General features: G+C 59.4%; 22 protein-coding genes, 1 other RNA gene and 1 riboswitch. Of the genes, 18 read left to right on the forward strand and 5 right to left on the reverse strand.

Annotated elements, in window-relative coordinates:
• Window positions 1–3: 3 nt before the first annotated feature.
• Complete coding sequence (locus AC1DYR_RS01280; RefSeq protein ID WP_477703493.1) at window positions 4–1,893, reverse strand: TonB-dependent receptor domain-containing protein; 1,890 nt, start codon at window positions 1,891–1,893, stop codon at window positions 4–6.
• An 84-nt stretch (window positions 1,894–1,977) separates the two neighbouring features.
• Window positions 1,978–2,263, reverse strand: a riboswitch (cobalamin riboswitch).
• A 46-nt stretch (window positions 2,264–2,309) separates the two neighbouring features.
• On the opposite strand from AC1DYR_RS01280, the gene AC1DYR_RS01285 reads away from it, so the two are divergent.
• The 4 genes from AC1DYR_RS01285 (at window position 2,310) to AC1DYR_RS01300 (ending at window position 4,019) form a co-directional block, all read left to right on the forward strand.
• Complete coding sequence (locus AC1DYR_RS01285) at window positions 2,310–2,549, forward strand: DUF904 domain-containing protein (RefSeq protein WP_477646586.1); 240 nt, start codon at window positions 2,310–2,312, stop codon at window positions 2,547–2,549.
• Window positions 2,546–2,881: a cell division protein ZapA gene (locus tag AC1DYR_RS01290; RefSeq protein ID WP_477703494.1), complete on the forward strand. Its 336-nt coding sequence runs from the start codon at window positions 2,546–2,548 to the stop codon at window positions 2,879–2,881. The genes AC1DYR_RS01285 and AC1DYR_RS01290 overlap by 4 nt, the downstream gene beginning before the upstream one ends.
• Window positions 2,882–2,946: 65 nt before the next feature.
• Window positions 2,947–3,126, forward strand: a non-coding RNA gene (ssrS, locus tag AC1DYR_RS01295) — 6S RNA.
• A 92-nt stretch (window positions 3,127–3,218) separates the two neighbouring features.
• Window positions 3,219–4,019, forward strand: coding sequence for a sulfite exporter TauE/SafE family protein (locus AC1DYR_RS01300; protein ID WP_457280493.1), 801 nt, complete (start codon window positions 3,219–3,221; stop codon window positions 4,017–4,019).
• Between the two features lie 11 nt (window positions 4,020–4,030).
• On the opposite strand, the gene AC1DYR_RS01305 is transcribed toward AC1DYR_RS01300, so the two are convergent.
• Together AC1DYR_RS01305 and AC1DYR_RS01310 are read right to left on the reverse strand one after the other, a co-directional pair.
• Window positions 4,031–4,990 (reverse strand): LysR family transcriptional regulator, encoded by a 960-nt coding sequence (locus AC1DYR_RS01305; RefSeq protein WP_477703495.1) that lies wholly within the window; start codon window positions 4,988–4,990, stop codon window positions 4,031–4,033.
• Window positions 4,991–5,092: 102 nt separating this feature from the next.
• Window positions 5,093–6,001 carry a LysR family transcriptional regulator gene (locus AC1DYR_RS01310; RefSeq protein ID WP_477703496.1) on the reverse strand — a complete coding sequence of 303 codons (909 nt, stop codon included), beginning with the start codon at window positions 5,999–6,001 and terminating at the stop codon, window positions 5,093–5,095.
• A 145-nt stretch (window positions 6,002–6,146) separates the two neighbouring features.
• Here AC1DYR_RS01310 and gcl point away from each other — a divergent pair, with 145 nt between their 5' ends.
• The 6 genes from gcl to AC1DYR_RS01340 all read left to right on the forward strand — a co-directional run bounded on the left by gcl (window position 6,147) and on the right by AC1DYR_RS01340 (window position 12,364).
• Window positions 6,147–7,943, forward strand: coding sequence for a glyoxylate carboligase (gene gcl, locus AC1DYR_RS01315; RefSeq protein WP_477703497.1), 1,797 nt, complete (start codon window positions 6,147–6,149; stop codon window positions 7,941–7,943).
• A gap of 39 nt (window positions 7,944–7,982) precedes the next feature.
• A complete protein-coding gene (gene hyi, locus AC1DYR_RS01320; protein WP_477703498.1) occupies window positions 7,983–8,762 on the forward strand; it encodes a hydroxypyruvate isomerase in 780 nt (259 codons plus the stop codon).
• A gap of 30 nt (window positions 8,763–8,792) precedes the next feature.
• Window positions 8,793–9,719 (forward strand): 2-hydroxy-3-oxopropionate reductase, encoded by a 927-nt coding sequence (gene glxR / locus AC1DYR_RS01325; protein WP_477703499.1) that lies wholly within the window; start codon window positions 8,793–8,795, stop codon window positions 9,717–9,719.
• A gap of 453 nt (window positions 9,720–10,172) precedes the next feature.
• On the forward strand, window positions 10,173–10,553 hold the full coding sequence (locus tag AC1DYR_RS01330; RefSeq protein ID WP_477703500.1) for an HAD family hydrolase: 381 nt from the start codon (window positions 10,173–10,175) through the stop codon (window positions 10,551–10,553).
• 9 nt (window positions 10,554–10,562) lie between these two features.
• Window positions 10,563–11,330: a fumarylacetoacetate hydrolase family protein gene (locus AC1DYR_RS01335; protein WP_477703501.1), complete on the forward strand. Its 768-nt coding sequence runs from the start codon at window positions 10,563–10,565 to the stop codon at window positions 11,328–11,330.
• 23 nt (window positions 11,331–11,353) lie between these two features.
• Window positions 11,354–12,364, forward strand: a complete 1,011-nt coding sequence (locus AC1DYR_RS01340; RefSeq protein WP_477703502.1) for a 2-dehydropantoate 2-reductase — start codon at window positions 11,354–11,356, stop codon at window positions 12,362–12,364.
• Between the two features lie 136 nt (window positions 12,365–12,500).
• On the opposite strand, the gene AC1DYR_RS01345 is transcribed toward AC1DYR_RS01340, so the two are convergent.
• The gene (locus tag AC1DYR_RS01345) at window positions 12,501–13,397 is read right to left on the reverse strand and encodes a hypothetical protein (RefSeq protein WP_477703503.1); all 897 of its coding nucleotides are present in this window, start codon (window positions 13,395–13,397) and stop codon (window positions 12,501–12,503) included.
• Window positions 13,398–13,713: 316 nt separating this feature from the next.
• On the opposite strand from AC1DYR_RS01345, the gene AC1DYR_RS01350 reads away from it, so the two are divergent.
• From AC1DYR_RS01350 to AC1DYR_RS01360, 3 genes are all read left to right on the forward strand, one after another.
• A complete protein-coding gene (locus AC1DYR_RS01350; protein ID WP_477703504.1) occupies window positions 13,714–14,736 on the forward strand; it encodes a Bug family tripartite tricarboxylate transporter substrate binding protein in 1,023 nt (340 codons plus the stop codon).
• A 111-nt stretch (window positions 14,737–14,847) separates the two neighbouring features.
• Window positions 14,848–15,369, forward strand: a complete 522-nt coding sequence (locus tag AC1DYR_RS01355; RefSeq protein ID WP_477703505.1) for a tripartite tricarboxylate transporter TctB family protein — start codon at window positions 14,848–14,850, stop codon at window positions 15,367–15,369.
• A gap of 48 nt (window positions 15,370–15,417) precedes the next feature.
• A complete protein-coding gene (locus AC1DYR_RS01360) occupies window positions 15,418–16,947 on the forward strand; it encodes a tripartite tricarboxylate transporter permease (RefSeq protein WP_477703506.1) in 1,530 nt (509 codons plus the stop codon).
• Between the two features lie 69 nt (window positions 16,948–17,016).
• On the opposite strand, the gene AC1DYR_RS01365 is transcribed toward AC1DYR_RS01360, so the two are convergent.
• Complete coding sequence (locus tag AC1DYR_RS01365) at window positions 17,017–17,625, reverse strand: Crp/Fnr family transcriptional regulator (RefSeq protein ID WP_477646571.1); 609 nt, start codon at window positions 17,623–17,625, stop codon at window positions 17,017–17,019.
• A gap of 184 nt (window positions 17,626–17,809) precedes the next feature.
• Between AC1DYR_RS01365 and oxc the strand changes: the two genes are divergently transcribed.
• From oxc to AC1DYR_RS01390, 5 genes are all read left to right on the forward strand, one after another.
• A complete protein-coding gene (oxc, locus tag AC1DYR_RS01370) occupies window positions 17,810–19,528 on the forward strand; it encodes an oxalyl-CoA decarboxylase (protein ID WP_477703507.1) in 1,719 nt (572 codons plus the stop codon).
• Window positions 19,529–19,554: 26 nt separating this feature from the next.
• Window positions 19,555–20,826, forward strand: a complete 1,272-nt coding sequence (gene frc / locus AC1DYR_RS01375) for a formyl-CoA transferase (RefSeq protein WP_477703508.1) — start codon at window positions 19,555–19,557, stop codon at window positions 20,824–20,826.
• Between the two features lie 110 nt (window positions 20,827–20,936).
• Window positions 20,937–21,383 (forward strand): PAS domain-containing protein, encoded by a 447-nt coding sequence (locus AC1DYR_RS01380; RefSeq protein WP_457280478.1) that lies wholly within the window; start codon window positions 20,937–20,939, stop codon window positions 21,381–21,383.
• A gap of 124 nt (window positions 21,384–21,507) precedes the next feature.
• Window positions 21,508–22,755 carry a formyl-CoA transferase gene (gene frc, locus AC1DYR_RS01385; RefSeq protein ID WP_477703509.1) on the forward strand — a complete coding sequence of 416 codons (1,248 nt, stop codon included), beginning with the start codon at window positions 21,508–21,510 and terminating at the stop codon, window positions 22,753–22,755.
• A 52-nt stretch (window positions 22,756–22,807) separates the two neighbouring features.
• The gene (locus tag AC1DYR_RS01390; protein ID WP_477703510.1) at window positions 22,808–24,505 is read left to right on the forward strand and encodes an NADH-ubiquinone oxidoreductase-F iron-sulfur binding region domain-containing protein; all 1,698 of its coding nucleotides are present in this window, start codon (window positions 22,808–22,810) and stop codon (window positions 24,503–24,505) included.
• Window positions 24,506–24,524: the final 19 nt, after the last annotated feature.

Below are 24,524 nucleotides of genomic sequence, written 5' to 3' on the forward strand. Positions count from 1 at the left end.
TCATCAAAGCGGCGCCCACGTGAGGCCGACGTACAGCGCTCGCCCGGACATCGCGTAAGTGCCCGCCGTCTGATAGCTCTTGTCGGTCAGGTTGTCCAGCTTGGCGGTGAATTTCCAGTCTTTGGAGAGCGCGGTCGAAGCGCTGAGATTGACCAGCCCATAGCCCGGCAGCACCGTGGTGTTGGCGGCGGTGTCATACCGCCTGGCCGACAGCAGCACGTCGGCGCCCAGGGCCCAGCCCGCTACCTGGGTGTCGATGCCTAGCACGGCATGGCGGCGCGCGCGGCGCGGCAGCTGCTTGTCCAGGATGACGTCCCGCGGGTCTTGCAGGTCCAGCGAACCATACAGGCGCCAGGCGCCCAGCTTCTCGGCGGCAGTGAAGGTGATGCCCTCGTACTGCGCCTTTGCCGTATTCGAATAGCAGCCGTTCGCGGGCACCGGGCAGCCTGTCGCGGCGGCGCCCGAAAGGAAGGTCAGCAAGTTGGTCAGCTTGTTTTGATAGACGACCACACCGAACTCGCTGGCGTCTTCGGCGTACTTGAGGCCGATTTCGGTATTGCGGCCGGACTCGGGCTTGAGATTGGCCACACCAAACTGGCTAAAGCGCTGGTACAGCGTCGGCGCGCGGTACGACGTGCCGGCGCTGGCGGAAACCTTCCAGGCCGGCGTGATGGCAAAGGCATAGGCGGCCGACCCGGTGGTCTTGCCGCCGAACTCGCTGTCGTTGTCATTGCGGATATTGAGCTGTACCGTGTGCGCGGCTTGCGACCAGGCGTAACCCAGGCCCACACCCGTCTGCGACTTGCTGCGGTCCACGCGGGGCGCGCTGGTCAGCAGGAATTCGTCTCTGCGCTGCTCCAGCGTAGCGCTCAACAGGTGGGCGCCGATCTTGTACTCGTTTTGCCAGAGGATGCTGCCAATCTTCGTTTGGTCCACAGAGCGGTCAATCGACTCTTCACCCTTGTCGGTGCCGTGGCTCAGGGCGATTTTGGTGGTGTAGTTGTCGGTCCACCTCGAGTCCAGCTGAAGGCCCACCGTTTGCAATTTGCTGATACGGCGGTAGTCGCGCACCAGCGGCAGGGGTGTGCTGTCGTACTGCGCCTCCACCCGGCTTTGCAGGATGTTGGCCTCAATCCGGTGGTCTGCGTTGATCTGAAAACCCAGCCGGGCATTGGCGCTGGCGGCCTTGTAGCCGTCGGCGTCGGGGTTCTGCGCGGGGACCACGTTGGGACGGATATTGAAGCCGTCGCTGGCGCCTTCGGACACGCCGAAGGAATAGTCGAATGCATTGACCGATCCGCTGGCGGAAATATCCAGCCGGTGGGTTTGGTACGAGCCGTACGTGAGCGCCACCACAGGCGCAAAAGGGCCCTCGCCTTTCTTCGTGAAAATCTGGACCACACCCGCCACTGCATCGGAGCCATACACCGCGCTGGTGGGGCCGCGAACCACTTCGATGCGCTCGATCTGCGACAGGGGAATCGCGTTCCAGCCGGCGCCGCCGCTGGTGGTGTGCGAATCGATACGCACGCCGTTCACGAGAACGGCGGTATGCCGGCTCTCTCCGCCGCGTATCGACACGCCGGTGGAATTGCCGATGCCGCCATTGCGGGTGATTTCAATGCCTGGCACGCGCGCCAGCACATCAGCGACGCCCACGGCGCCGGCGCGCTCGATCGTCTCACGGTCAATGATGGTGACATCAGCCACGACATCCCTAACGGGACGTGCGCTGCGCGTGGCGGTGACCACCATTTCCTTGAGTTGCGGCGTTGCGCCGGTCTGCGCGGTTTGGGACAAAGCGGGAGAGGCGGCAAGAAAAGCCAGGGGAAATGCAGCGGCTACAGCCAACGGAAGCGCGGCAAGGCGTGTGTGGAAAACACAGGTTTTCATGGGATCAGACAATCAACAAAATACCCTCACCGGCTTCCCCGCCGGTGCATGAGCGTTACAAACGCTCATGCCAGTTCATGGACGTGCGCGTTCACCTTGTTGGCCGGTATCCGGGCTGACGGAACTGCCTCCATCGCCTTCCCAAGCGCGTGTTCAAAACGCTCAGTGGCTAGTGATGAAAGCTGAATGGGCTTCTGACCTGACGTCAGGAGCCCATTCGTCCGTATTACCGTTGCGGGGGCAGCGCAGGTTAAAGGTCTCGGCGCCAGCGAATCAGGTTGACCTGATGCATGGCTTTGACCCCCTCCTGCTTCCCGTTGAACTGCAGCGTGCGAACCACACTGCGGGCACCAACAAGGCAGATTCTACGCGGGCCTTCCCCATGTCCGGCCGCAAACCCTACAATCGGAGCTGCCATGTCGAACCAAACCCAAATCGACCAGATCGTCGAACGCGTTGAGCGGCTCCTGCTGCGCTATGAGGAGCTGCAGCGCACCAACGAGCTCCTGGTGGAGCAGGTCGGCGTTCTGACGCATGAACGCGACTCCCTCAAATCGCGGCTGGGCGCGGCACGCGCCCGTGTGGATGCGCTGCTGGAGCGCCTGCCCGAAACCAACGGGCATGCCGTCAAAAACACTGTGGGAACCGAGTCATGAAACAGCTCGAAGTGCAGATCATGGGCCAAAGCTATCTGCTGGGTTGCCCCGAAAATGGCGACGCCCGAATGCTGGACGCGGTCAACCGCGTTGACATGGCCATGTGCAGGATTCGCGATGCCGGGAAAATCAAGGCACGCGACCGCATTGCCGTTCTGGCGGCGCTTAATCTCGCCTTTGAGCTCCCCGAGCGCACGCCAAACGCCACCCCCGCACCTGCGGTGGCTGCGCCTGAAACGGTCAGCAGTACCGGCGAAACAACGCATCCGCAACTCACAGCCTTGCTACAGCGGCTTGACACGGCCCTGGGCGTTGACGGCCGCCTGCTTTAAGTCCGCGCTCCCCTGCCGTAAATCACACCGCGCTTCGCGCGCAGGGCCGCAAAGGCCTACAATGAAGATGTCTGCGATGCGCATTGGGCTTTATATTTCCTTGAACCAATGCTCTTCGAGCACGGGCTTGGTAAATTGTCTGGCAGGTGTGATCGTCTCGCGTCAGACGAACCCGAAACCTGACTGCCCTCGCCCACCTGAACCCCGGTTCAGGATGACGGTCCAGTGGCACTCGCAGACACCTTTCTTTTCTCATCCCGGATCCGACCGGAATCCAGGCCGCGAACAAAAACAATAGCCGGCTGCGGGCCCAGTCCGCAGCACCACAGCAGATCCGATGTCTCTCGAACCCCAACTTATTGCCGAACTTCTCTTGTTGGGTCTGTGCACCGGTTTTCTCGCAGGCCTGCTGGGCATCGGCGGTGGCATGCTGATGGTGCCATTCATCACCTTCATCCTCACGGCAAAGGGCTACCCGCAGGAATACACCGTGAAAATGGCGGTCGCCACCTCGCTGGCCACCATCTGCTTCACTTCGCTGTCATCAGTGCGTGCGCACCACCGGCGCGGGGCCGTGCTGTGGCCCATCGTTCGGCTGCTGGCGCCAGGCATTCTGCTGGGGTCATTGATTGGTGCCCAGCTGGCCGTGGCCTTGCCGGGAAAAATCCTCAGCATCCTGTTTGCCGTTTTTGTGGCATTTTCAGCTACCCAGATGTTTCTGGGCCGTAAACCCAAACCCAGCCGCACCCTGCCCGGCCGCCTGGGCACCTTTGGCATGGGTGGTGTCATCGGTATGCTGTCTTCGCTGGTGGGCGCAGGTGGCGCCTTCGTTTCGGTGCCCTTCATGACCTGGTGCAACGTGAAAATCCATGACGCCGTGGGAACCTCGGCAGCGCTTGGTTTTCCGATTGCACTGGCCGGCACCCTGGGCTACATCTGGGCCGGCCAGAATCTCCCGCAAATGCCGCCCGGCTCCATCGGCTTTCTTTATCTGCCGGGACTGGTCATCATTTCGGTGGCCAGCATTTGTACAGCGCCGCTGGGCGCACGCACGGCGCACCGCATGGACATTCAGCCGCTGAAGAAAGTGTTCGCGGTTGTGCTGTACATCCTGGCGGCCTACTTCCTGCTGCGATGACCCTTGTTGTGCTAACGGCGAGCCATAGCGCGCCGGCGCTGCGCAGTCTTGGGACGAAAACCAATTGTCTGCTCGATCAACGCCCCGCCATCGATCATCAAAAAAGTCTTGAACGCCTGCGCTACCGGCGTCAGCCGCTTGTTGCGGCGGTGCACGACATACCAATTCAGCATCAACGGAAAACCCTGCACATCGAGCACGGTCAGGCTGCCCACCTGAAGTTCGCGGCTGATGGTATGCGCCGATAGAAAACTCACCCCCATGCCCGCGATCACGGCCTGTTTGATGGTTTCCGTGCTCTTGATCTCCATTGCGATATTGAGGTCGGCCAGGTGCGTGCCAAAACCCTCCTCCATCGAATTCCAGGTATCGGAACCCTTTTCACGCACAACGAAGGGTTCGCTGGCCAGGCGCGATAGCGGAATGCGCTTCTTGGTTGCCAGCGGATGGTTGGGTGCTGCCACAACAACATAAGGGTGCGGGGCGAAAGGTTCGCTCACCGTGTCCATATCCAGTGGCGGACGCACCATGACGGCCAGATCCGTCAGGTTATCGGTCAGCTGGCTCAGGAGTTCCTCGCGATTGCAGACGCCGAAGTCCAGCGTCACGCCCGAGTGGCGCCGTGCAAACTCGACGAGCAGGCGTGGGAAGAAGTAATCGCCGGCGCTGATCACCGCAACGTTCAGCTTGCCGCCGGAGATGCCCTTGAACTGCGCCATGGCTTCTTCCACCTCCTTGAACTGCTGGATGATGATCCGGCTGGAGTGAAGCATCTCAATGCCCGCCGGCGTGAGATGAATTTTTTTGCCGAGCTGCTCAAACAGCGGAAGGCCTGCGTGGTCTTCCAGTTTGTTGACCTGGATGGACACCGCTGGCTGCGTCAGGTGCAACTCCTCGGCAGCACGCGAAAAACTCAAGTTGCGGGCCACAGCCTCGAACACCTTGAGCTGACGCAATGTCGCATTCTTCATTTCGGCCCTCTTTAATTCATAACTTCCAGGTAATTCATGGTATCAAATGGATTAACAATGAATAATCATTTACTCCTGGCAGGATGGGGCTTTCGCCTGTGGCTACTTCTGGTCCGCCCACCATGACTCGCCGAACTGGCCTTGCAGCCAGCCGACAAAGCCGTTGACCTTTGCCGGCACCAGTTGGGGCGAAGGATAAACAGCATGGATTTCCTGCGACGGCAGCACCCAGCCGCTCAGGAGGGGCACCAGAGTACCGCTGCGCACCGGCTCATGCGCCACATACCGGGGCAAGGCAGCCACGCCCATACCGCCGCGCGCTGCCACCAGCAGCGCCGAGAGATTGTTCGAACGCAGCGGCCCACTGACCGAGACCTGCCGCGCTTGGCCTTCGGCTCCGTTGAAATGCCAGCGCGCATCGCCTTGCACCGTGCTGTAGATCAGCGCATCGTGCGTGACAAGATCCGCAGGATCGGCCGGCGCACCGCGCTTCTTGATGTATTCGGGCGAGGCCACGACCACCCACGGGTTGATACCCAGGTAACGCGCCCCTAAAGTCGAGTCAGCGAGCGGCCCCATCCGGATCGCCACGTCGATGCCTTGCTCAACCAGGTTGACATAACGGTCTTCGAAGTTCAACTCGATTTGCAATTTGGGGTGCATCTGCATGAAACGCATGACCAGCGGCACCAGCACACGCCGTCCAAAAGCTACGGAGGTAGTGATTCGCAGGCCACCCTGGAGCTGCGACTGCAATAGCGCCGCCACCGTCTCGGCCTCTTCGACATGGTGTGCAATCAGCTTGCACTTGGCGTAGTACAGCGCGCCGATCTCGGTGGGCGTCACGCCGCGGGTCGAGCGATGGAGCAGCCGCGAACCCAACTGCTTTTCCAGTTGCACCACCAGTTTGGTGGCCGACGGCTGGCCCATACCCATATCGGCCGCGGCCTTGCTGAAAGAGCCGAGGTCAACCACGCGAATGAAAAGCCGGATGGCTTGAATGCGATCCATGGCCGCAAGTAGACCACGGTGACATCGGCCAGGCAATCATTTATTCCAGATTGGAATAAGCGTAATGCACGGGATGAGGCTTCCCCGCAGCCGCGAACGCCGCGACCATCCGTTCCAACGATCAGCAACCCTCTAGGAGACTTCGATGGCAAAAATGAAGGCCGCCATGGCCGCCGTTCTGGTGATGGAAAAAGAAGGCATCACGCAAGCTTTTGGTGTGCCAGGCGCAGCCATCAACCCGTTTTACTCAGCACTGCGCGAACGCCAGTCGATCACACACATCCTGGCGCGGCACGTCGAAGCCGCGTCGCACATGGCCGAAGGCTACACGCGCGCCAAGGCGGGGAACATCGGTGTGTGCATTGGCACCAGCGGCCCGGCCGGCACCGACATGATCACCGGGCTGTACTCGGCAATTGCCGACAGCATCCCCATTTTGTGCATCACCGGGCAGGCACCCCGCGCGCGGCTTTACAAGGAAGATTTCCAGGCCGTGGACATTGAATCCATCTCCAAGCCGGTCACCAAGTGGAGCGTGACTGTACGTGAGCCGGCCCTGGTGCCGCGTTCCTTCCAGCAGGCTTTTCACCTGATGCGCTCGGGGCGTCCCGGCCCGGTGTTGATTGATCTGCCTTTTGACGTGCAGATGGCTGAAATTGAATTCGACATTGACACCTATGAGCCGCTGCCGGTCTACAAGCCGGCTGCGAGCCGCAAGCAGATCGAAAAGGCGCTGGACATGCTGGCCGCTTCCAGCAAACCCCTGATCGTCGCCGGTGGCGGCATCATCAATGCAGACGCTGCCAATTTGCTGGTCGAGTTTGCCGAGCTCACCGGTGTGCCGGTGATCCCCACGCTGATGGGCTGGGGCACCATTCCCGACGACCACCCCCTGATGGCCGGCATGTGCGGGCTGCAAACCAGCCACCGCTACGGCAACGCCACCATGCTGGCCAGCGACTTCGTCATCGGCATTGGCAACCGCTGGGCCAACCGCCATACCGGTTCGCCCGAGGTGTATTGCAAGGGCCGCACCTTTGTGCACGTAGACATCGAACCGACACAGATCGGCCGGGTGTTCAACCCCGACTTTGGCATTGTCAGCGACGCCAAAGCCGCGCTGGAACTGCTGGTGCAGGTCGCCCGCGAACGCAAGGCGGCGAAGAGCCTGCCCGACTATGGCAGCTGGGCCGCCCGCTGTGCCGAGCGAAAAAAGCTCATGCACCGCAAGTCCCACTTTACCGAGACGCCCATCAAGCCGATGCGTGTTTACGAGGAAATGAACAAGGTGTTTCCGCGCGACACCATTTACGTAACAACCATTGGCCTGAGCCAGATTGCCGGCGCGCAGTTTCTCAATGTGTACGGGCCTCGCCAGTGGATCAACTGCGGCCAGGCGGGGCCGCTGGGCTGGACCATACCCGCGGCCCTCGGTGTAGTGGCCGCCGACCCGACACGTACCGTTGTCGGGCTGTCCGGCGACTACGACTTCCAGTTTTTGATGGAAGAACTGGCTGTGGGCGCGCAGTTCAATCTGCCCTATGTGCAGGTGCTGGTCAACAACAGCTATCTGGGACTGATCCGCCAGGCCCAGCGAGGTTTTGAGATGGACTACTGCGTGCAGCTGGCTTTCGAAAACCAGAACGTACCGGAAGGCGAAGGTGACCTGCGCAGTTACGGCGTGGACCACCAGGCCGTAGTGCAAGGCCTGGGCTGCAGGTCATTGCGTGTGACCGACCCTGAAAAAATCAACGACGCCATGGCCGAAGCACAGGTGATGGCACGCAAATACCGGGTGCCGGTGGTTGTGGAAGTCATCCTCGAAAAGGTCACCAACATCGCCATGGGCACGGAGATCGACAAGGTCAACGAGTTTGAAGACATCGACTGCCGCCACTCCAAGGGCCGTGAAGGCCTGGAACTGGCGGGCTTGCTCGAGTAAGCCCGTAGCAACAGCCAACGCCCCACCAGCAGAGAAACCATGCCTAAATTTTCCGCCAATCTCAGCATGCTTTATACCGAGCATGCGTTCCTCGACCGCTTTGAACCGGCTGCGAAGGCCGGCTTCAAGGCGGTAGAGTTTCTTTTCCCCTACGCCTTCAGTGCCGCCGATATCAAGGCCAGGCTCAACAGCAACGGTCTGCAGCTGGTGCTGCACAATCTGCCCGCCGGCGACTGGGAAGCCGGCGAACGCGGTATTGCCTGTCACCCCGATCGCGTGGAAGAGTTCCGTGCTGGTGTAGCCCAAGCCATCGCGTATGCCCAAGTGCTCGGTGTGGTTCAACTCAACTGCCTGGCCGGCAAATCACCCGCAGGGGCCAGTGACGCCGTTCTGCGCAAAACTTTTGTCGGTAACCTGCGCTATGCAGCCAGCGAACTGAAAAAAGCCGGCCTCAAATTACTGATCGAACCGATAAACACCTTTGATATCCCGGGCTTCTACTTGAACCGTACGGCTCAGGCACTGGACATTCTGGACGAGGTCGGCGCCAACAACGCCTTCGTGCAGTACGACATCTACCACGCGCAGCGCATGGAAGGGGAAGTGGCGGCGACGATACAAAAACATCTGGCACGCATCGCCCACATCCAGCTGGCCGACAACCCCGGCCGCAACGAGCCGGGCACCGGCGAGATCAACTACGCATTTTTGTTCACGCACCTGGACCGCCTTGGCTATGGCGGCTGGATAGGCTGCGAATACAAACCTGCCAGCACGACGGATGCCGGGCTGGGCTGGCGCCAGCGCCTCACAAGCTGACCCGCACCATCTCACAAGGACTACGTTTACATGACCTCCAACGTTCTGAAAATCGGCTTCGTCGGCCTCGGCATCATGGGCACGCCCATGGCCGGCCATCTGATCAAGGCCGGGCACCAGCTGTTTGTCCATACCCTCGGCAAGATGCCCGACGCGATTGCCAGTGGCAGCGCCACGCAATGCTTAAATGCCCGCGGCGTAGCTGAGCGCGCGGACATCATCTTCATCATGGTGCCCGATACCCCTGACGTGGAGGCTGCGCTGTTCAGCGAAGGCGGTATCGCAGTCGGTCTGAAGGGCTCGTCCGCAGACGCAGGCGAACGCAAGGTCGTCGTCGACATGAGCTCCATCTCGCCCATAGCCACCAAAACCTTTGCGCAGAAAATCAACACGCTGGGCTGCGACTACCTTGACGCACCGGTTTCCGGCGGCGAAGTCGGCGCAAAAAATGCGACGCTGTCCATCATGGTCGGCGGCCCGGAAGCCGTATTTGAACGCATCAAGCCGCTGTTTGAATTGATGGGAAAGAACATCACCCTGGTTGGCGGCAATGGTGACGGCCAGACCGCCAAAGTGGCCAACCAGATCATCGTGGCGCTCAACATCGAAGCGGTGGCCGAGGCGCTGCTGTTTGCTGCCCGCGCCGGTGCTGACCCGGCGCGTGTACGTCAGGCCTTGATGGGCGGCTTCGCGTCATCGAAGATTCTGGAGGTGCATGGTGAACGTATGGTCAAGCGCACGTTTGATCCGGGTTTTCGTATCGAGCTGCACCAGAAGGACTTGAACCTGGCGCTCTCCTCCGCGCGCCTGCTCGGCATCTCGCTGCCCAACACGGCCACCGCGCAGGAGTTGTTCAATTCCTGTGTCGCTCACGGCGGCAAGGCCTGGGACCACTCCGCCATGGTGCGTGCGCTGGAGAAACTGGCCAACTTCGAGATCGGCCAGAAAGCCGGGTGATCGTTGCCGGGACGCGCGGCACAAGTTTGGGGCCAGCTTCCCTGCGTTTTGCCTGCTTGCCCCCGCTAGTTAACCGCTCCCAAAGTCGCTCCGAACCGCTCCTACAGCCGTCATTGGGCCTGTTGTTCGATCTGCTGGAGAAAAGAAGCTGCCTCGTGCGGCCGAATCTCCTTCTGTGGTGGAACTGCCGGAAAAGCTCAAGCCGCCATTTCTCATCCCACTTGTTCGGGATCGGCGTCCCCAGGCGTGCCGAAAAGTCACGGCACTCTTATCCGCCTGCGCGAACCATAAACACTTCGCACCTGGCGTCTTAATACATAACTCATAGATAATCATTTATATGAAATACTTTAACTATCATTAATCATCCATTCTTCCTACAGTTGTCTCAAGCCCGGTGCATCGCGCATCGGAAAGTGCCCCCAGAGCATCCACCTATCAAAGGAGACCTCCATGCTCAACGCCTCGCTTGACAACACTGCCGCCGACCGGACCGATCAGACCCGCCACGCCTACAACGCTGCATTCGAAGAGCTCGGCTTGACCTGGCACTGGGATGCCCCCACTTATGCCCGATTGCAGGCCCAAGGCCGCGATGCCGTGCGCACCTATCTGCAGACCGAGCAGGCGCATCTGCTGCGAGCCTACGAAGCAGATTTCCTGGTTGAGGCCATCGAAGCGGCCAAGGCCCGCTGCCATGCCAGCATGGTCGCCAGCCGGGCAAACCCGGCTCCTTATGCCGGCTGGTCCAGCCATTCACTCACGCCGGCCAATAGCCGCCCGAAAAACACCACGCCAGCACCCCGGTTCACGCCGAGTGCGCTCTACACGTGAAGGGCCGGAATGTCTAACCGCTGGCTACGTTTCAGGGAAAGCAACTCAACCGGCTTCGGAACACTTGAGGGAGAAAACATCAGGGTTTTCCAGGGCGACATGTTCTCCGGTGCGACACCCACGGACCGGGTGCTGCCGCTGGCCCGCGTCGAACTCTTGATGCCGGTACGGCCAAGCAAAGTCATCGCGATGTGGAACAACTTCCACGCCCTGGGTCAAAAACTCAACCTGGCTGTGCCAGCCGAGCCGCTCTACCTGATCAAGGCGCCGAACTCCTACCTGGATCCAAACGGAAACATCCTCAAGCCCCCATGCAATGGCAAAGTAGTTTTTGAAGGCGAACTGGGCATCGTGATCGGCAAAACATGCAAGCAGGTTCCCGAGCACGATGCGATGGATCATGTGTTCGGCTACACCTGCGCCAACGACGTAACGGTCGCCGACATACTGAACCGTGATGCCTCGTTTGCCCAGTGGGTACGCGCCAAAGGGCTGGATACCTTCTGCCCCTTCGGCCCCGTCGTTGCCACAGGCCTTGATCCGGAAAAGCTGGTGGTTAAAACCATCCTCAACGGCGAGATTCGCCAGGACTATCCCATTAGCGACATGCGCTTTTCAGTGAAGCAGCTGGTGAGCTTGATATCCCAGGACATGACACTCTATGCAGGCGATATCATCCTGTGCGGTACGTCAATCGGCGTGGGATCCATGAAACCGGGAAGCCTGATCGAAGTGGAGATTGCCGGTATCGGCAGGCTCAGTAACCGGTTCGAATAACGTTTTTTACCAGGAGCACGGGTGTGAAGATTGCGATCATTGGGGCCGGGGCCATCGGCGGTTATGTGGGTGTGAAATTGGCTTTGGCCGGTGAGGACGTGACCTTCATCGTACGGGGCGCCAACCTGGATGCTATTCGTAAAAAGGGCATGAAACTCATCATGCACGATGGCACCGAGCACGTGGCGGAAAATGTCAAGGCAACCAACAATTACGCAGAAGCCGGCCCGCAGGATCTGGTGATCCTGGCCATGAAGGCACATCAGGTAGAGGCTGTAGCCAACGATCTTCCCAAGCTGTTTGGGCGTGACACCACAGTCGTCACCATGCAAAACGGCATCCCCTACTGGTACTTCCATAACCATGGTGGCCCGTTTGAAGGAGGCCAGGTCCATAGCGTGGACCCTAGCGGTATGCTGTCAAAAATGATCCCTCCGCAGCGCGTCATCGGCTGTGTCGTCTACCCGGCCTCCGAACTGGTGGCACCGGGTGTCGTAAAACATATTGAAGGCGACCGCTTTCCCGTGGGCGAGCTTGACGGTTCAACGAGCGAACGTGTCACGCAAATTTCAGAATGTTTTGGCAACGCGGGGTTCAAGGCGCCCGTTCTGGACAACATCCGATCGGAAATTTGGCTCAAGCTTTGGGGCAATCTCACTTTCAACCCCATCAGCAGTCTGGCCCATTCCACCCTGGTGGACATTTGCCAGTATCCGCTGACACGCGAACTGGCCGCCAGCATGATGCGCGAGGCGCAGGAAGTAGCTCACAAACTGGGCATCGAGTTCCGTGTCACGCTGGACAAACGCATCGCCGGCGCTGAGAAAGTGGGCAAGCACAAAACATCCATGCTGCAGGACATCGAAGCCGGTCGAGCCCCGGAAATCGACGCCCTGGTCGGTTCAGTAGTGGAACTGGGACGCCTTACGCAAACACCAACGCCGCACATCGACACGGTATATGCCCTGGTCAAGCTGCTCGCAAAAACCATGGACGAAGAGCGCGGACAGGTGCGCCTTCAGCTCGCGGCCTGATTGCCCGGTAACGGCCGGGCTTTGGACCCGGCACCGACAGGGCTGTGCCAGCCAATCAGGCTCCATCTAATTGCTGCGGCGCACAACGGTTTTTCTTGTTGCCGTGACCTGCGGCAAGCCCCAAAAACGATCCGACTCAAGGTCCAAAGGCCAACGATTTCTTCATAGCCTCAACCACCGCGTCCGAAGGAGTGTCGAAATCGAACTTGGCCCCAAGGTCCAACGCCTTTAACAGGAGCGGGTTTGCGTTCTTGAGGGAGTCGAACAGAGTAGCCGCTTTTTTTGTCACATCTGCTGGAGCGCCAGGGTGAACATACAGCCCGTAGCCCCAACTCGCGTTGGCGGTCGGCACAATGACCAGTTGCGCCATATGGATGCGCTCATCGGTACCGTGGTGGCTTTTCATAGTGGCAGCCTGTGCGCTCTGTAGCCGGGTAATCAGGCCGGCCCACCGGTCCGCTTGCCAATGAAATGCCGCTTTGGTCGGCAAGTAGCTTTGCCCCAGCCCTTGTTGAGGCAATATTTCGACCACCGTACCGCAAAAATTCTCGGCTTTTACGAGCGATGTGGTCACACCGCTTTTCATACCAAAGCAACTGGTCGTCTTGAGCTTGGCGAGCACTTTGGCTTGATCAGCGGGAGGGAGCGTCTTCAACTCGACCGGTTTGCCGTCTTTGACCGTTCCGATGTCAGCCAGAATCAGTACAGCCGACTGGATCGGGTCCATGTTGACCGCCACCGGCTTATAGCCCGAGGCAAGACCGACCACGGGGTTGCCATAGACCCAACATGGTGGAGCCGGTTTCTTGACAGCTGTCAAAACATCCTGCGTCTCCCGGATGTTGAGCACCGGCGTGACCGACAGCCCCGTGGGGCGGATAAAGTCAACGAGTTCTTTCAGGGCACTTTCGGTTTGCGAGGCTCCCTCGCCCCGGATCACTTGGGGATTAAGGTAAAGCCCGCCCTCGCACTGCTGTGCCTGCGCGGTCAAACCGCAAAAAAACAAAGCCATCAGCAACAATGCGTTTTTCATGGCTATTACCTTTCAAAACATTTTGCGTTCCAGTCATCGTCACGGAACGAAGCGCTAGCCCTGTTGAAATTCATGGTATCGGCGATGTGACGCGCTCCTCCCAAGGAGATACGCTATCAAGCGCCAGCCGTGGGGCAAAACGGCTCAGGACAAACCCTAGAGAACATCGAAAATCCCACAAACTTGACCCCTGTCAAGAGTTTTTCGCCCACTTGGTAAGACCATACGCGTGCAATATGCTCCGGCCAGGAATCAGTAGCGAAGAGTAGCGAAGTTCCGAGCCAAAACAGAGTTACCCAATACAGGAGACAACGTGATGAAAACCAGATTTGCGAGCATCAGGAATAAATTGACCGCGGCGGGGACATGCGCCATCGCAGCGGCAACACTGGCGGCCTTCCCGGTCCAAGCGGCCTGGGAGCCTACCAAGCCGGTGGAGTTCGTAGTGCCTGCGGGTACCGGCGGCGGAGCCGATCAGATGGCCCGGCTGATGCAAGGCATCATCATCAAGCACAAGCTGATGAAAGAGCCGCTGATCGTCGTCAACAAATCCGGCGGCGCAGGCGCGGAAGGTTTTCTTGAAGTCAAGGGCGCCAAGGGTGATCCGCACAAGATCATCATCACGCTGTCCAACCTCTTCACCACGCCGCTGGCGACGGGTGTTCCCTTCAACTGGCGCGACATGACACCCGTGTCCATGATGGCGCTCGACCAGTTCGTGCTGTGGGTCAATGCAGAAAACCCAGCCAAGACCGCCAAGGACTACCTGGCAGCCGTGAAGGCCGCAGGCCCGAGCAAAATCAAGATGGGCGGCACTGGCTCCAAGCAGGAGGACCAGATCATCACCGTCGGCATTGAACAGGCTACAGGCACCAAGTTCATCTACGTCCCCTTCAAAGGCGGCGGTGAAGTCGCGGTCCAGCTGGTCGGCAAACACATTGACTCTTCCGTCAACAACCCGATCGAGGCGGTTGCCCAGTGGCGCGCCAACCAGCTTCGGGCTTTGTGCGTCTTTGATGACAAACGAATGACCTACAAGACCAAGGTCACCGACACCCTGTCTTGGGCCGACATCCCGACCTGCAAGGAAGCCGGTGTACCTACCGACTACACCATGCTGCGCGGCATTTTCATGGCGCCCGGTGTCTCCAAGGATCAACTCGAGTTCTACGTCACGTTGCTCAAGAAAATTCGTGACACCCCCGAGTGGAAAGACTACATGGAAAAAGGCGCGTTCAACCAGACCTCCATGTCTGGCGACGAGTTCGGCAAATGGCTGGGCGGCGCCGAGCAGCGCCATCGCGAGTTGATGAAGGAAGCCGGCTTCATCGCGAAGTAACAATAAAAAACCCCCATTCGCCGGGTTTTCCCCTGCGGGCTGGCCATGCGCCAGCCCCACAATCAATCTAGTTCGCCCTGGTGTAGGGCACTCAATCCAACGGAGTTGCTCATGGAGCCAAACCAAGAATCCGGCGCGGAAGTCCGCTCGGGCGTCGCGACCTATGTCGTTGAAGCAATCGTCGCCACCTGTATCGTCATCCTGGGCGCCGTGGTCATCCAGGGCAGTTGGGCCCTCGGGTCTGGTTGGACCAGCGACGGCCCCGGCTCAGGTTACTTCCCGTTTTATATCGGCATCATCCTGTGCATTTCGGGCGCCGGGACGCTCTATCAAGCCTTGTTCGGCAAGGAAAAGAATACCGAAGTATTCGTTGATAGCGAGCAACTCAAGCGGGTGTTGGCTGTTCTGATTCCCGCCATCGTTTACGTGCTGGCGGTGCAGTTTATAGGCCTCTACGTGGCCTCCGCCATCTACATCGCGCTGTTCATGATCATCCTGGGGAAATTTTCCCCCATCAAGAGCGTGATCACATCCTTCCTTGTGATCGCCCTGTTTTTCTTCATGTTCGAGGTCTGGTTCAAGGTTCCCTTGTTCAAAGGCCAGTTCGAGCCGCTGAGCTTCCTGGGCTACTGAGCCCTCTCTACCCACAACGAGCCCACTGAACTTTTACCGGATATCGAAATGGAAGAACTTAACTCTCTTTTTCACGGATTCAGCGTCATCCTGACGCCGATGAACATCGTTCTGATGTTTGTGGGCATCATTCTGGGTGTGCTGATCGGCGTGCTGCCTGGCCTTGGCGGCGCCAATGGCGTGGCTATCTTGCTGCCCCTGACTTTCACGATGTCGCCCACTTCGGCCATCATCATGCTGTCCTGCATCTACTGGGGTGCCCTATTTGGCGGTGCGATCACATCCATCCTGTTCAACATACCGGGAGAGCCCTGGTCGGTAGCCACCACCTTTGACGGCTACCCGATGGCGCAGCAAGGCAAAGCCGGTGCCGCCCTGACAGCCGCGTTCACCTCATCATTCATTGGCGCTTTCGTTGCCGTGGTGATGATCACCTTCCTGGCGCCTCTCGTCGCCAAATTCGCGCTCAAGTTCGGCCCGCCCGAGTTTTTCGCGGTCTACCTGCTGACCTTCTGCAGCTTCGTTGGCATGGGCAAAGGATCTCCGTTCAAGATCCTTGCATCGATGACCATCGGCTTTGCGCTGGCATCCGTCGGCATGGACACCGTGACCGGCCAGCTGCGCCTAACCTTCGGCATCCCCGACCTGATGCGCGGCTTTGACTTCCTGATCGCGGTGATCGGCCTGTTCGGTATCGGTGAAATTCTGCTGTCCATGGAAGAAGGCCTGGCTTTCTCGGGCAAGAGCGCCAAGATCGACCCCAAGGTCGTGCTGGAGACATGGAAGACGTTGCCGAAATACTGGATGACCTCGCTTCGCAGCTCGCTGATCGGCATCTGGATGGGTATCACCCCTGGCGGCGCAACACCGGCCTCATTCATGAGTTACGGCCTGGCCAAGAAAATGTCGAAAAACGGCTCGAAGTTCGGCACAGGCGAAATCGAAGGTGTCATTGCTCCCGAAACCGCAGCGCATGCCGCCGGCACCAGCGCCCTGCTACCCATGCTGGCACTGGGGATTCCAGGTTCGCCCACCGCTGCCGTGTTGCTGGGCGGCTTGCTCATCTGGGGCCTGCAGCCCGGACCACTGCTGTTCGTTGAGCAAAAAGATTTCGTCTGGGGACTGATTGCCAGCATGTACCTGGGCAATCTCGTAGGACTGATCGTTGTGCTGACCACGGTCCCGCTATTTGCATCCATCCTGCGCATCCCGTTCTCAATCATTGCGCCCATCATTGTGGTCATCTGCGCCATCGGCGCCTACACCGTCCACAACGCCATGTTGGACATCTGGTTCATGATGCTGTTCGGCGTGGTCGGCTACCTCTTCAAGAAACTGGACTATCCACTCGCACCGCTGGTGCTGGCGCTGGTCCTTGGAGACAAGGCCGAAGACTCGTTCCGCCAGGCGATGCTCGTGTCACAAGGTGAAATGTCCATCATGTGGTCTAACCCACTGGTCGGCGGCATCACGACACTTGCCCTGGTTTTGCTGCTGTGGCCACTGATCTCCCGCGTTCTGGCCAAAATTCGCCCGCCCAAGAAGACTGAATTTGCAGCGGAACAGCCTGTGGACTGAGCATTCGAGCCCATAACAAAAAAAGCCGGGTATGTCACCCGGTTTTTTTATTCCCGCCTCGCTTTTCTGTCATATCTTGCCGCGTTGCTTGAGTCGGCTCAGGGTTTCTGCTGACAGGTTCAGGTAGGACGCCAATTCTTTCTTGGGAATGCGGTCAAACAGTTCGGGATGCTTGCGCTGAAACCGCTTGACTCGGCCCGGCGCATCCAGCAAATGCAGCGTAATGGTATGGGCCATGATTTCGCTCATCAGGCGCATCACGTAATACTCGAAAGACTGCTTGATTTCGTGGTGACGTTCCAGGAACGCCACCCACTCCTGCAGCGGCAGTTTTGCCACCCGAACCTTGGTCACACAAACAGTGCTGTAAGGCGTGGGCGTACCGAGGCGCCACGCGGCATAACTGGTTTCCATGTCGCGTTCATCGGCAAAACGAAGAATCATCTCCTTGGCCTGCTCATTGGTTACCACCCGCTTCAGGATGCCTTCAAGGATGAAATATTGCTCCATTTCGTGCACACCCTGATGCAGGAGCGAGTCACCCTTCTGACCATCAACAATCACCAGATGCGGCTCCAGTTCAGCGCTCTGCTCCGTCGTAATTCCCTTCAGAACAATGTTTTGTGCCAGCTGAACACGAATGACATTTCTATCTGGATGGTTTTGTATGGACAACATGGGTTGGGAGGGTGCGGAACTGACACGTTTGTGCGGTCCAAATACAGAGAAAGTTGACCTCGGTCAAGGGTGAAACCTGAATCAATTCCTATGATAACCCGACGATGCAAATGACCCTCGTGCATGCCAATGGACAGCCAGGCCTGCTCAATTTTTACCCAAGTCAAACGAAGAGACATTTCAAATGACAAAAGACACCCAATCCGGAGAGCAGACAGATGGATTTCACCTGCTGATCGACGCGCTCAAGCTCAACGGCATTGACACGATCTTCGGCTTGCCCGGCATTCCCATCACCGACCTGACGCGCAAGGCGCAGGCGGAGGGCATTCGCATGATTTCGTTCCGCCACGAGCAGCATGCCGGCAATGCCGCAGCTGCCGCGGGCTTCCTGACGCAAAAGCCCGGTATTTGCCTGACGGTGTCGGCGCCCGGTTTCCTCAACGGCCTCACAGCACTGGCGAACGCAACGACCAACTGCTTCCCGATGATCCTGATCAGCGGCTCGAGCGAGCGCGAGATTGTGGATCTTCAGCAGGGTGACTACGAAGAAATGGACCAGCTGGCAATTGCCAAGCCATTGTGCAAAGCAGCATTTCGCGTCCTCCACGCCGAAGACATTGGCGTCGGCATCGCGCGCGCCATACGTTCGGCGCTGTCCGGCCGCCCCGGCGGTGTCTACCTCGACCTGCCGGCCAAACTGTTCGGGCAGACCATGGATGCGGCAGCCGGCAAAAAGTCGCTCATCAAAGTTGTGGATCCCGCTCCCCGCCAGATCCCGGCGCCCGATTCGGTCAAACGCGCGCTCGACCTCCTCAAAGGTGCCAAACGGCCGCTGATCGTGCTGGGTAAAGGCGCAGCCTATGCGCAGTGCGACGCTGATATCCGTGCCCTGATCGAAAAGACCGGCATCCCCTACCTGCCGATGTCCATGGCCAAGGGCCTGTTGCCCGACACGCACGCACAGTCCGCTTCTGCCACCCGCTCCCACGTACTGGCAGAAGCCGATGTTGTGATGCTGGTCGGCGCGCGCCTGAACTGGCTGCTGTCGCATGGCAAAGGCAAGACCTGGGGCGGCCCGAACGCCGATACCCGGCAGTTCATCCAGATCGACATCTCGCCGACCGAGATGGACAGCAACGTACCGATCGCCGCACCACTGGTCGGCGACATCGGCTCGTGCGTCTCGGCGTTGCTGGAAGGGTTGGGCTCAAAGTGGGCCAAACCACCGGCCGAATGGACTCAGGGAATTACCGAGCGCAAGGACAAGAATCTGTCCAAGATGGCGGCAACCCTGGCGCTGAACCCGCCGACGATGAACTTCCACAGCGCGCTGAATGTCATCCGCAATGCGGTTAAAGAGCGCCCCGATGCCATCGTTGTCAATGAAGGCGCGAATACGCTGGATTTCGCGCGCAGCATTATCGACATGTACGAACCGCGCAAACGCCTTGACGTCGGTACCTGGGGCATCATGGGCATCGGCATGGGTTTTGCCGTTGCCGCCGCAGTCACCACGGGTAAACCCGTAATCGCGATCGAAGGCGATAGCGCCTTCGGTTTCAGCGGAATGGAAGTCGAGACGATTTGCCGCTACAACCTCCCCGTCTGCGTTATCGTCTTCAACAACAACGGCATTTACAAGGGCACCGACGTGAATCCTCGCGGCGGCGATGTGGCGCCCACCGTTTTCGTCAAGAACGCACGCTACGAGATGATGATGCAGGCTTTCGGCGGGGTGGGCGTTTTGGCCAACACTCCGGCCGAATTGGCGAAGGCGCTGGACGAAGCCGTCAAATCCGGCAAACCGACGCTGATCAACGCCATCATTGACGAAACTGCAGGCACTGAAAGCGGCCGGATCACAAGTCTGAACCCGCAAAGCGCTGCAGCGAAGAAGTAATCCAAAGCATCCTAAGGAGAAATCAAATGAGCAACAAACCACTCGCCGGCATCAAGATCATCGACTTCACCCACGTTCAGGCGGGACCCGCCTGTACCCAGATGCTGGCCTGGTTCGGCGCTGACGTGATCAAGGTCGAGCGTCCTGGCTCTGGCGACGTCACCCGAAGCCAGTTGCGTGACATCGAAGGCGCTGACGCGCTGTACTTCACCATGCTCAACAGCAACAAGCGCGGCCTGACGCTGGATACAAAAAAGCCCGAAGGCAAGGAAGTGCTGGAGAGGCTCATCAAGGAATCAGACGTGATGGTCGAGAATTTTGGTCCCGGCGCGTTGGACCGTATGGGATTCACCTGGGAACGCATCCAGTCACTCAACCCGAAAATGATTCTGGCATCCGTCAAGGGTTTCTCTGACGGCCACCACTACGAAGACCTGAAGGTTTACGAAAACGTGGCCCAGTGCGCAGGCGGCGCAGCATCCACCACCGGCTACTGGAAGGGCGAGAACTCAGGTCCCACCATTTCGTCTGCCGCTTTGGGCGACAGCAATACCGGCATGCACCTGGCCATCGGTATTTTGACGGCCTATATCGGCCGCCAGCAGACCGGCAAAGGCCAAAAAGTCGCCGTGTCCATGCAGGACAGTGTGCTCAACCTGTGCCGCGTCAAAATGCGCGACCAGCTGCGCCTGGACAACCTTGGCTACCTGGAAGAGTACCCGCAATACCCGCATGAAATGGAAGCTTTCAAAGACGGCGTGGTGCCCCGTGGCGCCAATGCCGGCGGTGGCGGACAACCCGGCTGGATCTTGAAGTGCAAGGGCTGGGAGACCGACCCCAATGCCTATATCTATTTCACGGTCCAGGGTCACGCCTGGGAGCCGATCTGCGACGCTCTCGGCAAACCCGAGTGGAAAACCGACCCCGCCTACACCACGGCCAAAGCACGCCAGCCGCACATCATGGACATCTTCGCCACGATTGAAGCATTCATCGCTGACAAGACCAAGTTCGAAGCCGTGGACGTCTTCCGAAAATTTGATATTCCTTGCGCGCCCGTGTTGTCGATGAAGGAGTTGTTGCATGACAAATCCCTGCGCGCCAGCGGCTCTATCGTTGAAGTACCGCACAAAGTGCGCGGTAGCTACTTCACCGTGGGCAGCCCGATCAAGTTCTCTGACACCAAGCCTGAAGTAACGGCATCGCCCCTGTTGGGCGAGCACACCGATGAAGTTTTGGCTGAACTCGGTTACAACAAAGACCAGATCGCGGCCATGCACACTGCAAAAGCGGTGTGAGCGCAATCTTGAAGTAGTGGTCTTGATGGCCCAGAAGGACGGCGTTCAGATTGAGCGCCGTTTTTTTTAAGGCCTCAGTCAGCTTATTTTTCGGTAACAGGAGTGGACATATGCAAACAACAACCGACCTGAAACAGCTTGTGGAGGCTGTTGGCGATGCCATTGTGGCTTCCGATGCCGGTGGTGCAATTGTGTTGTGGAACCCTGCGGCCCAGCGGATGTTTGGCTTCACGGAAGAAGAAGCGCTGGGTAAATCGCTGGACATCATCATCCCGCAGCGCCAGCAGCAGCGCCACTGGGACGGCTATCACAAAACCATGGCGACCGGACAAACGCGGTATGGCAACGACGTCCTTCGCGTGCCCGCAGTGCACAAGGACGGGCACGGGTTGTCTATTGCCTTTACCGTCGCGCTGTTACATACCCCGGACAACAAGGTGTCGGCGATCGTCGCGGTGATCCGCGATGAAACCGCCCGCTTCGCCGAGGAACGCAATCTGAAAAAACGCCTGACGGAACTGGAGATGCAGCTTGTCCCTCAAGGCAAAACACCGTAACCCAAAAGACAAAGGCACATCACCGGTGCAGTGATTAACATAGGGGTTGAACCGGGCACTCAAGTGTCCTGCAGCATGGCACAAGCCATACGTGCATCCATTTCAACCTCCAGCAGGAACTTTCATGAGCAAAGCGTTAGACGGCGTTCGCATCCTTGACTTCACCCACGTCCAGTCCGGGCCCACGTGCACCCAGTTGCTGGCATGGTTCGGCGCAGACGTCATCAAGGTTGAGCGCGCCGGCGAAGGCGACGCGACTCGCGGACAGTTGCGCGACATCCCCGGCGTAGACAGCCTGTATTTCACGATGCTCAACCACAACAAGCGATCGATCACGCTGGACACCAAGAAGCCGAAGGGCAAGGAAGTCCTGGACACCTTGATCAAGGAGTGCGATGTATTGGTCGAAAATTTCGCGCCAGGCGCGCTTGACCGCATGGGCATCACCTGGGAACACATCCAGAAGCTCAATCCCCGAATGATCGTCGCATCGGTCAAGGGTTTTGGCCCCGGCCCCTACGAAGACTGCAAGGTTTACGAGAACGTTGCCCAGTGTGCCGGCGGTTCGGCCTCCACCTCCGGCTTTGACGACGGCCCGCCCATGGTCACCGGCGCACAAATTGGTGACAGTGGTACCGGTTTGCACCTGGCGCTCGGCATTGTCGCGGCTCTCTATCAGCGCAACACCACGGGGCGCGGCCAGAAAGTACTGGCACCCATGCAGGACGCCGTGCTGAACCTGTGCCGCGTCAAGCTGCGTGACCAGCAGCGACTGGAACGCACCGGCACCATGCACGAGTATCCGCAGTACCCCGACGGCAAGTTCGGTGAAGCGGTCCCCCGCGCCGGCAATGCTTCTGGCGGCGGCCAACCCGGCTCCATCCTGAAATGCAAGGGCTGGGAGACCGACCCCAACGCGTATATCTACTTCATCACACAGGGCGCCGTGTGGCCAGCCGTGTGCAAGGTCATCGGCGAAGAAGGCTGGATTGACGACGAAGCCTTCGCGACGCCGGCCGCCCGCTTGCTGCATTTGAAGCCGATCTTTGCACGCATCGAAAAATGGACCATGACCAAGACCAAGTTCGAAGCCATGGAAATCCTCAACAAATACGACATCCCCTGCGGCCCCATTCTGTCGATGAAGGAAATCGCGGAAGAGCCCGCGCTCCGCGAGACCGGAACCATTGTGGAAGTCGACCACCCTACCCGCGGCAAGTACCTTACCGTGGGCAATCCGATCAAGATGTCCGACAGCGCCACCGAAGTCACGCGCTCCCCCCTGCTGGGCGAGCACACCGACGAAGTGTTGACGCAACTGGGCTACGGCGCTGATTACATCGCCGAATTACGCGCCGAGCGCGTCATCTAGGTCGGGCAGTCCACGCCACCCACGCCAGCCATACAGCGAGCCACTACGCTTCATGAACCATCCCATCATTCCCATCGCCGTCATCGACGCCTCCAAGCAGCGTAAACGCCAGGCGCCTAAGGGCCGCCGCGTTGACCCGCAGGCGCTGGCCGAGGTTCAGCGGCTATTGGGCGCCGAGTCGCGCAGGCCGGACCTGCTGATCGAACACCTGCACAAAATCCAGGATGCGTTCGGCCACCTTTCGGCTGCGCACCTGGCTGCGCTGGCCCAGGAAATGCGGCTGGCCCAGACCGAGGTGTACGAGGTCGCGACCTTCTATCACCATTTCGACGTGGTCAAGGAAGGTGAAGCCGCTCCGGCCGCACTCACCGTGCGCGTCTGCGAGGGCCTGTCATGCGAGATGGCAGGCGCCAAAGACCTGCTGGCGAAGCTCCCTGCCCTGCTGGGCCGGGAAGTCCGGGTGATTGCCGCACCGTGTATCGGACGATGCGAGCAAGCTCCTGCGGCTGTGGTCGGACAAAACCCGGTGCCGAACGCCAGTTGCCAAGCCATCGTGGCGACCGTCGCGGCAAAGGCCATTGAGCATGTCCCCGACGGCTTTGTCGACCTGCCCGCCTACCGGGCAGAAGGCGGCTACGGCCTGCTAAAGCAATGCATTTCAGGTGAACGGGATGTCGAATCCGTTCTCAAAACCATGGAGGATTCCGGCCTGCGCGGGCTGGGCGGAGCAGGCTTTCCTTCCGGCCGCAAGTGGCGCATCGTGCGTGCCGAAAAAGGACCGCGCCTGATGGCGGTGAACATCGACGAAGGCGAGCCCGGCACCTTCAAGGACCGCGTCTACCTGGAGCGTGACCCGCACCGCTTCCTCGAAGGCATGCTGATCGCTGCCTGGGCTGTCGGCATCGAGAAAATTTACGTTTACCTGCGCGATGAATACCACGGCTGCCGCAACATGCTGGAAGCCGAGCTGGCCAGGCTGCGGCTGGACCCTCTGATGGCCGGCATGCCGGAAATCGAATTGCGCCGCGGCGCGGGCGCCTACATCTGCGGCGAAGAGTCGGCCATGATCGAATCCATCGAAGGCAAACGCGGCATGCCCCGCCTGCGCCCCCCCTACGTCGCACAAGTGGGCTTGTTCGGCCGGCCGACGCTCGAGCACAACTTCGAGACTCTGTATTGGGTTCGGGACATCCTGGAAAAAGGCAGTGAGTGGTTCGCTTCGCACGGCCGCAATGGCCGCAAAGGCTTGCGCTCGTTCTCCGTGTCCGGGCGGGTCAAGGAGCCTGGCGTCAAGCTGGCACCGGCCGGCATCACCATCCAGGAGCTGATCGACGAATACTGCGGCGGCATGCTGGACGGCCAGAAGTTTTATGCTTACCTGCCCGGCGGTGCTTCAGGCGGCATCCTGCCCGCCACGATGAACACCATCCCGCTGGACTTCGACACGCTGCAGCCTTACGGCTGTTTCATCGGCTCGGCCGCCGTGATGATCCTGTCCGACAAGGACACGGCCACCGACGCGGCGCGCAACATGATGCGATTCTTCCACCACGAGTCCTGCGGCCAGTGCACGCCCTGCCGTGTCGGCACGGCAAAGGCGGCGCACCTCATGGAACAACCCAAGTGGGATCTCGCTCTGCTGGCAGACCTGTCTCTGGTCATGCGCGATGCATCGATCTGCGGCCTCGGTCAGGCAGCGCCCAATCCCATGGACTGCGTCGTCAAGTACTTCTCCCATGAATTGGCTTGAGCACAGCGGCAACAAGACA

The organism is Polaromonas sp. P1_F9, assembly GCF_056405615.1.

What these genes read in the sequence shown, in the direction of transcription:
- oxc (WP_477703507.1), top strand. Translation starts at nt 17,810, where the DNA reads ATGACAAAAGACACCCAATCCGGAGAGCAGACAGATGGATTTCACCTG.
- frc (WP_477703509.1), top strand. Translation starts at nt 21,508, where the DNA reads ATGAGCAAAGCGTTAGACGGCGTTCGCATCCTTGACTTCACCCACGTC.
- AC1DYR_RS01355 (WP_477703505.1), top strand. Translation starts at nt 14,848, where the DNA reads ATGGAGCCAAACCAAGAATCCGGCGCGGAAGTCCGCTCGGGCGTCGCG.
- AC1DYR_RS01380 (WP_457280478.1), top strand. Translation starts at nt 20,937, where the DNA reads ATGCAAACAACAACCGACCTGAAACAGCTTGTGGAGGCTGTTGGCGAT.
- glxR (WP_477703499.1), top strand. Translation starts at nt 8,793, where the DNA reads ATGACCTCCAACGTTCTGAAAATCGGCTTCGTCGGCCTCGGCATCATG.
- AC1DYR_RS01365 (WP_477646571.1), bottom strand. Translation starts at nt 17,625, where the DNA reads ATGTTGTCCATACAAAACCATCCAGATAGAAATGTCATTCGTGTTCAG.
- AC1DYR_RS01300 (WP_457280493.1), top strand. Translation starts at nt 3,219, where the DNA reads ATGTCTCTCGAACCCCAACTTATTGCCGAACTTCTCTTGTTGGGTCTG.
- gcl (WP_477703497.1), top strand. Translation starts at nt 6,147, where the DNA reads ATGGCAAAAATGAAGGCCGCCATGGCCGCCGTTCTGGTGATGGAAAAA.
- AC1DYR_RS01305 (WP_477703495.1), bottom strand. Translation starts at nt 4,990, where the DNA reads ATGAAGAATGCGACATTGCGTCAGCTCAAGGTGTTCGAGGCTGTGGCC.
- AC1DYR_RS01335 (WP_477703501.1), top strand. Translation starts at nt 10,563, where the DNA reads ATGTCTAACCGCTGGCTACGTTTCAGGGAAAGCAACTCAACCGGCTTC.
- AC1DYR_RS01280 (WP_477703493.1), bottom strand. Translation starts at nt 1,893, where the DNA reads ATGAAAACCTGTGTTTTCCACACACGCCTTGCCGCGCTTCCGTTGGCT.
- AC1DYR_RS01310 (WP_477703496.1), bottom strand. Translation starts at nt 6,001, where the DNA reads ATGGATCGCATTCAAGCCATCCGGCTTTTCATTCGCGTGGTTGACCTC.
- AC1DYR_RS01350 (WP_477703504.1), top strand. Translation starts at nt 13,714, where the DNA reads ATGAAAACCAGATTTGCGAGCATCAGGAATAAATTGACCGCGGCGGGG.
- AC1DYR_RS01330 (WP_477703500.1), top strand. Translation starts at nt 10,173, where the DNA reads ATGCTCAACGCCTCGCTTGACAACACTGCCGCCGACCGGACCGATCAG.
- AC1DYR_RS01285 (WP_477646586.1), top strand. Translation starts at nt 2,310, where the DNA reads ATGTCGAACCAAACCCAAATCGACCAGATCGTCGAACGCGTTGAGCGG.
- AC1DYR_RS01360 (WP_477703506.1), top strand. Translation starts at nt 15,418, where the DNA reads ATGGAAGAACTTAACTCTCTTTTTCACGGATTCAGCGTCATCCTGACG.
- hyi (WP_477703498.1), top strand. Translation starts at nt 7,983, where the DNA reads ATGCCTAAATTTTCCGCCAATCTCAGCATGCTTTATACCGAGCATGCG.
- AC1DYR_RS01290 (WP_477703494.1), top strand. Translation starts at nt 2,546, where the DNA reads ATGAAACAGCTCGAAGTGCAGATCATGGGCCAAAGCTATCTGCTGGGT.
- frc (WP_477703508.1), top strand. Translation starts at nt 19,555, where the DNA reads ATGAGCAACAAACCACTCGCCGGCATCAAGATCATCGACTTCACCCAC.
- AC1DYR_RS01390 (WP_477703510.1), top strand. Translation starts at nt 22,808, where the DNA reads ATGAACCATCCCATCATTCCCATCGCCGTCATCGACGCCTCCAAGCAG.
- AC1DYR_RS01345 (WP_477703503.1), bottom strand. Translation starts at nt 13,397, where the DNA reads ATGAAAAACGCATTGTTGCTGATGGCTTTGTTTTTTTGCGGTTTGACC.